Source organism: Pseudomonas sp. A-RE-19, assembly GCF_019956555.1.
Classification (GTDB): Bacteria; Pseudomonadota; Gammaproteobacteria; order Pseudomonadales; family Pseudomonadaceae; genus Aquipseudomonas.
Genome location: NZ_JAHBDQ010000005.1, coordinates 66848 through 79024 on the forward strand (window position 1 = coordinate 66848; position 12177 = coordinate 79024).

Genomic DNA, 12177 nt, shown 5'->3' on the forward strand with positions numbered 1-12177 from the left:
CGCCAAAAAACAGATAAGTCCTACATAAATATACGTGGCACCCCGCTAGCCTAGCGACCCTCATTTGTCTGGCCATTCCTATAGGCGAGTGGCAGAAGTCCAGTTTTATTAAGCAGGTGTCTACTATGCCAGATAAGTTTTCGTTTGTTTCCAACACCGCCACCCGGTGGGTATTGATATGCTCACCCGTGTTGGCATTTCTCTCGTCGTCCACAACCGCAGCGCCTATCGTTGGAGGAACCACGACGATTACGGGTGGTGTTCCTGAGAGTTGGAGTCTCAGTTCAAATGCCACATTAAACGTCAACGGAGCCCAGACGCTGTTCATCACCTCTGACAGTTCAACACTTAACGTCAATGCAGGAAGCACCACCCAGCAGATAACGGCACGCAATGGCTCTCAAGTGAACCTGACGGGGGCAACTGTCTCTGGCGTTGGCGGCCTGGCGGCCGTCGTGCTGGTCAATAGTCAAGGCAGCATTGATAACAGCAGCATTACTGGCAATCGCGTAGGGCTGCAGGTGGTGCGTGAAGTCAGTACGCAAACCGGTTCAACCGCAACCGTGAGTGGTAATAGCACAATCAGCGGCGCTACAGGGGGAGCATTGGTGAGTGCATTCAGTCGTCTGGATGTAACCGACTCAACGATTCAGGGCTCCGGCGCCACGAGCTATGGGATGAGGTTGGCGAGTGGTCAAGCCACGGCTACTAACAGCACGATCATTGGCGGAAAGGACGGGATAACCATCGGACTCGATGTGACCGCGATTCAGCCCGCTACACTGGATCTCGACAATACGACTGTTCAGGGAATCACCGGCTCCGCCATCCAGGTTGACTTCGCCAATGCAAGTTCCTCCACTGCCACCATCGCGCTGAACAATTCTCGACTGTTGGCCGGCAATGAAACGCTGCTGGATGTCAGAGGCGGTGCCAACACCTCCATGACCGTTAATGGCAGCACGTTGACCGGTAACATCGTTACCGAGCAAGGCAGTACCACCCAACTGACCCTGGAGAACGATTCAGTCTTGACCGGCCGCCTGGAAAATGTGGCCAGCGCCACCATCAATGACAGTTCCAGATGGGTACTGGTAGATAACAGCAACGTTGGCACGCTCACTCTCAACAATGGCGGCTCGGTAGTATTTGGTGCTGACAATGCCTTCTATCAATTGAACGTGACCAATTTGTCGGGTAATGGCCGGTTTGTGATGGGCACAAATCTCTCCATGGGCCAGACCGATTTGCTGAATGTCACGGGGACCGCCAGTGGTCGTCATGAATTGTTTATTACGAGCAGTGGTGTTGATCCCGCCGGCCCGATTCGCGTGGTTCAGACAGCGGGAGGAGATGCGCAATTCTTCCTGGGCAAAGCGGTCGATCTTGGGACCTATTCCTACGGGCTGGAAAAAAGTGGCAATGACTGGATACTTGATCCGAGCACTCGCACGGTCAGTCCGGGCACACGTTCGGTGCTTGCGCTCTTCAATACGGCATCGACTGTATGGTTAGGCGAGTTGACCTCGTTGCGCACCCGCATGGGGGAATTGCGTTTCAATGGCGGTAAAGCGGGTGCCTGGGGTCGCACATACGCGAACAAATACAACATCGCCGATGGTTCGGGTGTCGGATATCAGCAAACCCAGCAAGGTTTCACCCTGGGCGCAGATGCGCCGCTGCCTTTCGGAGACGGCCAATGGCTAGTGGGTGTGATGGCCGGTCACAGTAAATCCGACCTCGATTTGACCGCTGGAACCTCAGGCCGTGTGGACAGTTACTACCTGGGCACTTACGCCACCTGGCTCGATCCCCGGACCGGTTATTATTTCGACGGCGTGCTGAAGGCGAACCGTTTTCGTAATGAAGCGAAAGTCGGTCTGAGCGATGGAGCCCGAGCCAAGGGCGACTATGACAACTCAGGCCTGGGAGGCTCCATTGAGTTCGGACGCCATATCAACTTCGCCAACGGCAACTTCCTTGAACCTTTCACTCAATGGTCCGCGGTGGTCATTCAAGGCAAGGACTTTTCGCTGGACAACGATATGCAGGCTGAAGGGGACCGCACGCGTTCCTTTATCGGTAAGGTGGGGGCGACCGCAGGGAGAAACATTGCACTGGAACATGGGCGCGTGATTCAGCCATACCTGCGCGCCGCGTGGGCTCATGAGTTCGCGAAGAGCAATGAGGTTCAGGTCAACAACAATGTATTCAATAACGATCTGTCCGGTTCTCGGGCTGAATTGGGTACCGGGGTAGCTGTCTCGATGACGTCAAATTTCCACATGCACGCGGATTTTGACTACAGCAGCGGCCGGAATTTTGAGCAGCCTTTTGGTGTCAACGTTGGCGTTCGTTATGAGTGGTGAGTACGCCTGTTCAATAATGTAAAAAAAGGAAGCTTGTGCTTCCTTTTTTACTATTGCTGATTTATCAATCGGTTACGCAGCTACCGCGCGAGTGCGTGAACGGCTGGAGGTTGCGTTATTTTTTTTTGCCAAAAATTCCACATCAATCGTTAATGTTTTAGCGACGTCGTCATCGTGGTTTTCAACAACAGCGCTAATCAGCTTGCCAGAAAAAACATCGTTGGCGGCGTCATATTCCAGCTCGGCCTTTCCCCCGCTTTGGGTGTAAATAACAGGTTTGGCGGGATCGCTATTATCAGCGAAGGTCAGTCGGACAATATACGCTGCCGGCGTCAAATCGTAGCTGCCATTGCTTTGCCCCTTTGAAAAGGAGAGTGTGATTTCTTTTGTCGTGTAATCCGGTTCCCCGGCACGTTGCCGCGCAAACATAACGTAAGCCTCGTTGTGTTGTGGTGGAAAGACCTTCTCCTCGAGCTCCACCAGACCTGCGTTAAATGTTTCTGCGCTGTTGATCGTTCCGCTACAGGTACCGGTTTTCACAGCCTGTTTGATTTTTTGCGTGATCGTGTTCATTAATGCGGTCTCCATTGTCATGACAGGTATCCCGCTATTAAAGACAGCTTCCGGGATGACGTATCAAACCGCTGATGGAGCGGGCCTGTAAACTGTCAGACTTGTTAGTTTACAGGGCACGATTAATGTGATTTTTTGCAGAATAATTTAGCGCTCCACCGAACGTAGTGGCTAGAAGGTTTGTGCAGCCATTAGCCAAACAACCCCGCCGCAATATTGATCGAAAACCCCAGAATCGCGGTATTGAACACAAACCCGATCAACGACTGCGCCAGCACGATCTTGCGCAAATCCCGAGTGGCGACGCCCACATCTGCGGTCTGTACCGCCACGCCGATGGTGAACGAGAAATACAGGAAGTCCCAGTAATTGGGCGTTGTCAGCCCCTCGGCAAAACGCAGTGCCGGTTCTTTGCCGTCCCAGGTGTAATACAGCCGGGCGTAGTGCACGCAGAAAATCACCCCGATCAGTAGCCATGAGCCGATCACCGTCAGCGCAGTGAAACCGTAGCGCAGCAGTTTGCGGGTGGTTTCCAGGTCCTTGCTGCCGGCGAGTTCGAAGGTGATGGTACCGAGGCTGGCCAGGGCCGCGATGCTTACCAGCAGCAACACCAGACCGGCATTTTCGTCCTCGACTTCGGCAATGCGTTTGACGTCCGGGGCCTTGGCGCGCACGGTGAGCCAGAGCATCAGCACCAGATACGTCCAGACCCCGGCGTTCCAGCCGATGAGGATTTTGCCGAGGATCGAATCGGCTGGAGCCAGAATGCCCACCGCGACGCCGAATGTGGCAGCGGCGGACAGGCGAGGGTGGGTGCGGGCGAGTAGGGGCATGGAGGCTCACTTTGATGGCGCGTCTCTGCACCATAGCGCACGCAACAGCGCTTTTGTAGGAGCTGCCGAAGGCTGCGATCTTTTGATCTTGATCTTTAAAAGCAAAGTCAAAAGATCGCAGCCTTCGGCAGCTCCTACAGGTGGGATCAGTGGTGTTTGGTGGATTTGCGCACGAGCTTCATCACCACCACAAAAAACACCGGTACAAACACCACCGCCAGGGTCGCGGTGATCATCCCGCCAATCACGCCGGTGCCGATGGCTTGCTGGCTCGCCGAGCTGGCGCCGGTGGCAATGGCCAGCGGCACTACGCCGAGGATGAATGCCAGCGAGGTCATCACGATGGGGCGAAGTCGCAGCCGTGCGGCTTGCAGGGTGGCGTCGATCAGGTCGTGGCCTTCGTCGTACAGGCTCTTGGCGAATTCGATGATCAGGATCGCGTTCTTCGCCGACAGACCGATGATGGTAATCAGTCCGACCTTGAAGAACACATCGTTGGGCATTCCGCGCAGGGTCACGGCCAGTACCGCACCGAGTACACCCAGCGGCACAACAAGTAGCACCGACGTCGGAATCGACCAGCTCTCGTACAGCGCCGCCAGGCACAGGAACACGATCAGCAGCGACAGCCCGAGCAGAATCGGTGCCTGGCTGCCGGACAAGCGTTCTTGCAACGACAACCCGGTCCATTCCTGACCCAACCCGGCCGGGCCTTGCGCCACCAGCCGTTCGATTTCCGCCATGGCTTCGCCGGTGCTGTAACCGGGCGCCGGTTCGCCGGAAATGCTGATGGCCGGGTAACCGTTGTAACGGGTCAACTGCGCCGGGCCTTGGGTCCAGTTGGCCCGGACGAAGGCCGACAATGGCACCATTTTCTCGGCGTTGTTGCGCACGTGAATCTTCAGCAGGTCGGCGACCTGACTGCGTTGATCACCTTCGGCCTGGACCACCACCCGTTGCATCCGTCCCTGGTTGGGGAAGTCGTTGATGTAGGCCGAGCCCACGGCGGTGGACAGTACGTTGCCGATGTCAGCAAACGAAATGCCCAAGGCGTTGGCTTGCTTGCGGTCGACTTCCAGCTGCACCTGCGGCGCTTCGGCCAGGGCGCTTTCGCGCACGTTCATCAGGATCGGGCTTTTTTCGGCGGCGGCCAGCAACTGGCTGCGCGCCTGCATCAGCGTGGCATGGCCAAGGCCGCCACGGTCTTGCAGGCGGAACTCGAAACCGCTGGAAGTCCCCAGGCCATCGACCGGCGGCGGCAGGATCGCAAAGGCCATGGCGTCCTTGATCTGACTTAGCGTGATGTTGGCGCGGTCGGCAATCGAACTCGCCGAATCATCGCTGCCCCGAGCCGACCAATCCTTGAGCGTGGTAAATGCCAGCGCGGCGTTCTGCCCGCTGCCAGAGAAGCTGAAACCGAGAATCACCGTGCTGTCGCCGACACCCGGTTCGGTGGCGTTGTGCGCTTCGATCTGCTCGACCACCTGCACCGTGCGGTTCTTGCTTGCACCCGGTGGCAGTTGAATGTCGGTGATGGTGTAACCCTGGTCTTCCACCGGCAAAAACGAGGAGGGCAGGCGACTGAAGCACAGCCCCAGACCGACCAGCAGCACGCCGTAGATCAACAGGTAACGCCCGGTGCGTTTCAGTGCATAGGCGACCCAGCCCTGATAGCGCTCGGTCAGTTGTTCGAAGCGTCGATTGAACCAGCCGAAGAAGCCGCCCTTGGCGTGATGTTCGCCCTTGGCAATCGGCTTGAGCAGCGTCGCGCACAGCGCCGGGGTCAAGGTCAGGGCGAGGAACGCCGAGAACAGAATCGACGTGGCCATCGACAGCGAGAACTGCCGGTAAATCACCCCGACGGAGCCCTGCATGAACGCCATCGGAATGAACACCGCCACCAACACCAGGGTGATGCCGATGATCGCCCCGGTGATCTGCTTCATTGCCTTGCGCGTCGCGTCCTTGGGTGACAGGCCCTCGGTGGCCATGATCCGTTCGACGTTCTCCACCACCACGATGGCGTCATCCACCAGAATGCCGATGGCCAGCACCATGCCAAACATGGTCAGCACGTTGATCGAGAAACCCAGCGCCAACATGATTGCGAAAGTGCCCATCAGCGCCACCGGCACCACCAGCGTCGGAATCAATGTGTAGCGGATGTTCTGCAGGAACAGGAACATCACCGCAAACACCAGCACCATCGCCTCGATAAGGGTGTAGACCACTTTGGTGATCGAGACTTTGACGAAGGGCGAGGTGTCGTACGGAATCTTGTATTCGACACCGGCCGGGAAGTAGCGCGCCAGTTCATCCATCTTCGCCCGCACCAGGGTCGCGGTGCTCAGGGCATTGGCGCCCGGCGACAGTTGCACGCTGACGGCGGTCGACGGTTTGCCGTTCAGCCGCGTGGAAAACTGATATTCCTGACTGCCGATCTCGACGCGCGCCACGTCGCCGATGCGCACGGTGGAGCCGTCAGGATTAGCCTTGAGCACGATGTCGGCGAATTCTTCAGGTGTCGACAACTGGCCTTTGACCAGAATGGTCGCAGTGATTTCCTGCGTGGTGCGGGTCGGCAAGTCGCCGATGCTGCCCGCCGAAACCTGGGCATTTTGCGCAACGATCGCGGCGTTGACATCGGCCGGGGTCAGGTTGAAGCCGATCAGCTTCTGCGGGTCGATCCAGATTCGCATTGCCCGTTCGGCACCGTACAACTGGGCCTTGCCGACGCCGTCCAGGCGCTTGATCTCGTTCATCACGTTGCGCGCCAGGTAATCGCTGAGCGCCACGTCGTCGAGCTTGCCGTCGCTGGAGGTGAGGGTGATCAGCAGCAGGAAGCCGGCAGAGACTTTCTCCACCTGCAAGCCCTGCTGGGTGACGGCTTGCGGTAAACGTGACTCGACCACTTTGAGGCGGTTTTGCACATCGACTTGTGCCATTTCCGGGTCAGTGCCGGGCTGGAACGTCGCGGTGATGGTGGCGCTGCCGAGGCTGCTCTGGGATTCGAAATACAGCAGATGGTCGGCGCCGTTGAGTTCTTCCTCGATCAGGCTGACCACGCTTTCATCCACGGTCTGCGCCGAAGCGCCCGGGTAGGTGGCATTGATTTCGACTTTCGGTGGCGCGACGTTCGGGTACTGCGCCACCGGCAATTGGCCAATAGCCAGCGCGCCGGCCAGCAGGATAAACAAGGCGATCACCCAGGCGAACACCGGGCGGTCGATAAAGAACTGCGGCATAAAAAAGCGTCCTGCTTACTGACCAGAAACCTGGGCAAGTGGAAGAGGGGTGTCGTCTATCTGGACTTTTTCACCGGGGCGCGCGTGTTGCAGGCCTTCAATGACGATGCGGTCGCCGGGCTTGAGGCCGCGAGTGACGATCCAGCGATCGTTCTGCACGGTGCCCAGTTCGACCGGTTGCTGGCCGACCCGCTGCTCGGCGTCGAGCAGCAGCACTTGGGCGACGCCGGCGCTGTCACGCTGGATGGCCCGCTGCGGCACGCTGATGCCTTGCTGATTGAACGCTTGCTCTAGGCGCACGCGAACGAAGCTGCCCGGTAGCAAGTCGAGGTCCGGGTTGGGGAACTCGCTGCGCAGAATGATCTGACCAGTGCCTGGATCGACGGTGATGTCGGTGAACAGCAATTTGCCCGGTAATGGATAGAGGCTGCCGTCGTCCTGGATCAATGTGGCTTTGGCCTGACCTTGGCCCACTTCCGTTAACTGGCCGGACCGAAACGCTCGGCGCAGGTCGTTGAGTTCTCGGGTCGATTGCGTCAGGTCCGCGTGGATCGGGTTCAACTGCTGGATCAGCGCCAACGGGGTGGTTTCGTTCTGCCCGACCAGCGCGCCTTCGGTCACCAGCGCCCGGCCGATGCGCCCGGAAATCGGCGCGGTGACGGTGGCATAACCCAGGTTCAGTTTCGCCCGTTCCACGGCGGCTTTGTTGGCGGCGACATCGGCGGCGGTCTGCCGGGCATTGGCGCGAGCGTTGTCGTAATCCTGGCCGCTGATGGCGTTGCCTTCGATCAACTGGGCGTAACGCTGCTCTTGCAGCCTGGCCTGGAACGCGTTGGCTTCGGCCTTGCGCAATGCGGCTTCGGCGCTGTCCAGGTCGGCCTTGAACGGTGCCGGGTCGATACGGAATAGAACGTCGCCTTTTTTTACGTCGCTGCCTTCACGGAAGGCCCGCTGCAACACCACGCCGGCAATACGGGCACGCACTTCGGCAATCCGTGGCGCGGCAATCCGCCCGCTCAGTTCGCTGCTGATCGACAAGGGGCGGGCCTCGATGGTTTCGATGCGCACGGTGGCCAGCGGTGTTTGCTCTTCGGCGTTCGAGGACTTGTCACAAGCGCTCAGCGTCAAGGCCAGTGCAATCAGGCTGAGGGTGGCAAGCAGTTTCTTTGACATGTAAGTACCCCAATAATGACCTCCCGCATCCTACGGGGAGCCGACGAGGGTAGCGGTGAAGCTTTGTAGGCGCTGTGTGAAATTGTGTAAGGGTTTTGCTCATGGGCATGCGAGGGCGTATATCCTTCGCAGCTTGAAACTTATTGCGACTGTTATGCCGCCTTCGCGAGCAAGCCCGCTCCCACATTCGATCTTTGGTGCGACACAGATCCAGTGTGGGAGCGGGCTTGCTCGCGAAGAGGCCCTGACAGGCGCCACAGCACTTTCTGGAAACACCCATGCCCAACATCCTCCTGGTCGAAGACGACACCGCGCTCTCCGAACTGATTTCCAGCTATCTGGAACGCAATGGCTATTGCGTCAGCGTGATCAGCCGTGGCGATCATGTGCGCGAACGGGCGCGGGTCAATCCGCCGGACCTGGTGATCCTCGACCTGATGCTGCCGGGGCTCGACGGCTTGCAGGTCTGTCGTTTGCTGCGGGCCGATTCGGCAACCCTGCCGATCCTGATGCTCACCGCCCGCGACGACAGCCACGATCAGGTGCTGGGGCTGGAAATGGGCGCCGACGACTACGTCACCAAACCTTGCGAGCCACGGGTGTTGCTGGCCCGGGTGCGCACTTTGCTGCGCCGCAGCAGCCTCAGCGACCCGCAGACCGCCAACGACCGTATTCTCATGGGCAATCTGTGCATCGATCTGTCCGAGCGTACCGTGACCTGGCGCGAGCAGCTGGTTGAACTGTCCAGCGGCGAATACAACCTGCTGGTGGTGCTGGCCCGGCATGCCGGCGAAGTGCTGAGCCGCGACCAGATACTGCAACGCCTGCGCGGTATCGAATTCAACGGCACCGACCGCTCGGTGGACGTGGCGATTTCCAAGCTGCGACGCAAGTTCGATGATCACGCCGGCGAAGCGCGCAAGATCAAGACCGTGTGGGGCAAGGGTTACTTGTTCAGCCGCTCCGAGTGGGAATGCTGAGTCGATGTTCAGAATCCTGTTTCGCCTCTATCTGGTGACCATCGTCTCGTTCAGCGCGGCGATCTACCTGGTGCCGGACCTGGTGATCCAGGTCTTTCATGAACGCTTCATGACCTACAACCTCGATTACTCCCGAGGGTTGCAAACGCTGATCGTCAAGCAGTTTCACGCAGTACCTGTCGAGCAATGGCCGGCATTGGCGGCCGAGATGGACAAGGAATTCCAGCCGCTGCACATCGTGCTGACCCGCAACGACGATGCCGAATTCACCCCCAATGAGCGTGAACGCTTGCAGCGCGGCGAGAATGTTGTGCGTATCGGTGACTGGGGCTGGCGCACCCTGGCCGTGACGCCCTTGAACGAGCAGATGGTGGTGGAAATGGTCGTGCCGCCGGACCCGACGGACGTCAGCTGGCTGTACTGGAGCATCAACGTGCTGATCGGCGCGACCATGCTCGCGTGTCTGTTGCTGTGGTTGCGCCCGCACTGGCGTGACCTGGAACGCCTCAAAGGCACCGCCGAACGCTTCGGCAAGGGCCACCTGAGCGAGCGCACACAGATTTCCCCCAGCTCCAACATCGGCAGCCTGGCCAACGTGTTCGACACCATGGCAGGCGACATCGAAAACCTGCTCAACCAGCAACGCGATCTGCTCAACGCCGTGTCCCATGAGTTGCGCACGCCACTGACGCGGCTGGATTTCGGCCTGGCCCTGGCGCTGTCCGACGACTTGCCGGCCGCCAGTCGCGAACGTCTGCAAGGCTTGGTCGCGCACATTCGCGAACTGGATGAGCTGGTGCTGGAATTGCTGTCTTACAGCCGCCTGCAGAATCCGGCGCGGCTGCTGGAACAGGTCGAAGTCTCGTTGGATGAGTTCATCGACAGTATTCTGGGCAGCGTCGATGAAGAGCTCGAATCACCGGAAATCGTCATTGATGTGTTGCTTGGCGGCCAGCTCGAACGCTTCTCGCTGGACCCGCGATTGACCGCCCGGGCCATCCAGAACCTGCTGCGCAACGCCATGCGGTATTGCACAAAGCGCATTCAGATTGGTGTGCAGGTATGCCCCAAGGGCTGTGAAATCTGGGTGGATGACGATGGCATCGGCATTCCAGAGGATGAGCGGGAGCGGATTTTCGAGCCGTTTTATCGACTGGATCGCAGCCGGGATCGCGCCACTGGCGGGTTTGGGCTGGGCCTGGCGATCAGTCGCCGGGCGCTCGAAGCACAGAGCGGCACACTCACCGCGCAAGCGTCGCCGCTGGGTGGCGCGCGGTTCAGGTTATGGTTGCCGACTCCGGTTTAAAGGCATGCCTTCAGACGATTCGCGTTTGCGATCCAAATGTAGGAGCTGCCAGTCACAGGTTTTTGAGAGCTCAGTCGAGTAATTCGGTTGATTCAATCAGCCCGACCCCAGCCACTTGCATCCGCTCAATCGCTGCCGCCAGTGATCCATCCAGATCAATCGCCCGACACGCATCCATCACCACAAACGCATTGAACCCCGCCGCCCGCGCGTCCAGGGCGGAAAACATCACGCAGAAATCCAGTGCCAGCCCGACCATGTAAACCGTGTCGATACCGCGTTCTTTCAAATACCCGGCCAAGCCGGTGGTCGTGGTTCGATCCGCCTCCAGAAACGCCGAATAACTGTCGATGTCCGGATTGCAGCCCTTGCGGATGATCAATTGGGCATGGGGCAGGTCCAGTTCCGCGTGGAACTCGGCGCCGGGTGTGGCTCGTACACAATGCTCAGGCCAGAGTGTCTGCTCACCGTAAGGCAGCTGAATCACGTCGTAAGGCTTGCGGCCGGGGTGGCTGGACGCAAACGAGGCATGACCGGGCGGGTGCCAGTCCTGGGCGATGATGACCTGTTTGAACTGGCGCCCGAGCTGGTTGATCAAGGGCACAATCAGGTCGCCCTCAGGCACCGGTAATTGACCGCCGGGGATGAAGTCGTTCTGTACGTCGATCACCAGCAAGGCTGCACGTAAAGAAATCGGCATGGGTTGGGTTCCTCCTTGGAAAGTCCGACGCAAGCATAGCGACAAGTCTGCTCGCGATGAGGTCAGCCCAGACGCTAAATACCCAGAAGCCAGTCCCGCATTTGGCCGAACCGCTGCCTTACTGCCGGCACTGATGCCTTGTTATAGTTCGGGCCTCATTTTCTGCCCGGTAAAGGATCACTGCCATGACTCAATACACCGCCTTCAGCGTCGAACTGGCCGATAACATCGCCCATGTGCAGATCAACCGCCAGGAAAAGATCAACTCGATGAACGCCGCGTTCTGGAGCGAGATCATCGAAATTTTCCAGTGGGTCGACGATACCGATGCAGTTCGGGTGGTGGTGCTCAGTGGCGCCGGCAAGCATTTTTCTTCCGGTATCGACCTGATGATGCTGGCCGGTGTGGCCAACGAACTGGGCAAGGACGTGGGCCGCAACGCGCGTCTGCTGCGTCGCAAGATCCTCGCGCTGCAAGCCTCGTTCAATGCCGTTGATAATTGCCGAAAGCCAGTGTTGGCGGCGATCCAGGGTTATTGCCTGGGCGGCGCCATTGACCTGATTTCGGCCTGCGACATGCGTTACGCGGCCGAGGACGCGCAATTTTCCATCAAGGAAATCGATATCGGGATGGCGGCGGATGTGGGCACTTTGCAACGCTTGCCACGGATAATCGGTGACGGCATGCTGCGTGAACTGGCTTACACTGGTCGCACCTTTGGTGCCGACGAAGCGCGCAACATCGGCCTGGTCAATCGCGTCTACAGCGATACCGCCAGCCTGCTTGACGGCGTGATGGGCATTGCCCGCGAGATCGCCGGCAAGTCGCCGATTGCCGTCACCGGCACCAAAGAGATGATCAGCTACATGCGCGATCATCGCATCGATGATGGCCTCGAATACGTCGCCACCTGGAACGCCGCCATGCTGCAATCCACCGATCTGCGCGTGGCCATGGCCGCCCATATGAGCAAACAGAAACCCGATTTTCTGGACTGA

General features: G+C 58.8%; 9 protein-coding genes. 4 read left to right on the plus strand and 5 right to left on the minus strand.

All coding sequences use genetic code 11. The annotated features are described in order from the left end of the window. The first annotated feature begins 125 nt into the window (after window positions 1–125). Window positions 126–2369, plus strand: a complete 2244-nt coding sequence (locus KGB14_RS04185; RefSeq protein ID WP_223484221.1) for an autotransporter outer membrane beta-barrel domain-containing protein — start codon at window positions 126–128, stop codon at window positions 2367–2369. A 72-nt stretch (window positions 2370–2441) separates the two neighbouring features. Here the strand turns inward: KGB14_RS04185 and KGB14_RS04190 are convergent, their stop codons facing one another. The 4 genes from KGB14_RS04190 to KGB14_RS04205 form a co-directional block, all read right to left on the minus strand. Beyond that, window positions 2442–2942: a hypothetical protein gene (locus KGB14_RS04190; RefSeq protein WP_223484222.1), complete on the minus strand. Its 501-nt coding sequence runs from the start codon at window positions 2940–2942 to the stop codon at window positions 2442–2444. Window positions 2943–3133: 191 nt separating this feature from the next. Then, window positions 3134–3775 carry a DUF1345 domain-containing protein gene (locus tag KGB14_RS04195; RefSeq protein WP_223484223.1) on the minus strand — a complete coding sequence of 214 codons (642 nt, stop codon included), beginning with the start codon at window positions 3773–3775 and terminating at the stop codon, window positions 3134–3136. Between the two features lie 146 nt (window positions 3776–3921). After that, the gene (locus KGB14_RS04200) at window positions 3922–7020 is read right to left on the minus strand and encodes an efflux RND transporter permease subunit (protein WP_223484224.1); all 3099 of its coding nucleotides are present in this window, start codon (window positions 7018–7020) and stop codon (window positions 3922–3924) included. Between the two features lie 15 nt (window positions 7021–7035). Next, complete coding sequence (locus tag KGB14_RS04205) at window positions 7036–8193, minus strand: efflux RND transporter periplasmic adaptor subunit (RefSeq protein WP_223484225.1); 1158 nt, start codon at window positions 8191–8193, stop codon at window positions 7036–7038. A 278-nt stretch (window positions 8194–8471) separates the two neighbouring features. On the opposite strand from KGB14_RS04205, the gene KGB14_RS04210 reads away from it, so the two are divergent. Together KGB14_RS04210 and KGB14_RS04215 are read left to right on the plus strand one after the other, a co-directional pair. Next, window positions 8472–9173 carry a response regulator transcription factor gene (locus KGB14_RS04210; RefSeq protein WP_223484226.1) on the plus strand — a complete coding sequence of 234 codons (702 nt, stop codon included), beginning with the start codon at window positions 8472–8474 and terminating at the stop codon, window positions 9171–9173. Between the two features lie 4 nt (window positions 9174–9177). Then, window positions 9178–10479, plus strand: a complete 1302-nt coding sequence (locus tag KGB14_RS04215) for an ATP-binding protein (protein WP_223484227.1) — start codon at window positions 9178–9180, stop codon at window positions 10477–10479. Between the two features lie 70 nt (window positions 10480–10549). On the opposite strand, the gene pncA is transcribed toward KGB14_RS04215, so the two are convergent. Continuing rightward, window positions 10550–11179 (minus strand): bifunctional nicotinamidase/pyrazinamidase, encoded by a 630-nt coding sequence (pncA, locus tag KGB14_RS04220; protein WP_223484228.1) that lies wholly within the window; start codon window positions 11177–11179, stop codon window positions 10550–10552. 185 nt (window positions 11180–11364) lie between these two features. On the opposite strand from pncA, the gene KGB14_RS04225 reads away from it, so the two are divergent. After that, a complete protein-coding gene (locus tag KGB14_RS04225) occupies window positions 11365–12177 on the plus strand; it encodes a crotonase/enoyl-CoA hydratase family protein (RefSeq protein WP_223484229.1) in 813 nt (270 codons plus the stop codon).

What these genes read in the sequence shown, in the direction of transcription:
- KGB14_RS04185 (WP_223484221.1), top strand. Translation starts at nt 126, where the DNA reads ATGCCAGATAAGTTTTCGTTTGTTTCCAACACCGCCACCCGGTGGGTA.
- KGB14_RS04190 (WP_223484222.1), bottom strand. Translation starts at nt 2,942, where the DNA reads ATGAACACGATCACGCAAAAAATCAAACAGGCTGTGAAAACCGGTACC.
- KGB14_RS04195 (WP_223484223.1), bottom strand. Translation starts at nt 3,775, where the DNA reads ATGCCCCTACTCGCCCGCACCCACCCTCGCCTGTCCGCCGCTGCCACA.
- KGB14_RS04200 (WP_223484224.1), bottom strand. Translation starts at nt 7,020, where the DNA reads ATGCCGCAGTTCTTTATCGACCGCCCGGTGTTCGCCTGGGTGATCGCC.
- KGB14_RS04205 (WP_223484225.1), bottom strand. Translation starts at nt 8,193, where the DNA reads ATGTCAAAGAAACTGCTTGCCACCCTCAGCCTGATTGCACTGGCCTTG.
- KGB14_RS04210 (WP_223484226.1), top strand. Translation starts at nt 8,472, where the DNA reads ATGCCCAACATCCTCCTGGTCGAAGACGACACCGCGCTCTCCGAACTG.
- KGB14_RS04215 (WP_223484227.1), top strand. Translation starts at nt 9,178, where the DNA reads ATGTTCAGAATCCTGTTTCGCCTCTATCTGGTGACCATCGTCTCGTTC.
- pncA (WP_223484228.1), bottom strand. Translation starts at nt 11,179, where the DNA reads ATGCCGATTTCTTTACGTGCAGCCTTGCTGGTGATCGACGTACAGAAC.
- KGB14_RS04225 (WP_223484229.1), top strand. Translation starts at nt 11,365, where the DNA reads ATGACTCAATACACCGCCTTCAGCGTCGAACTGGCCGATAACATCGCC.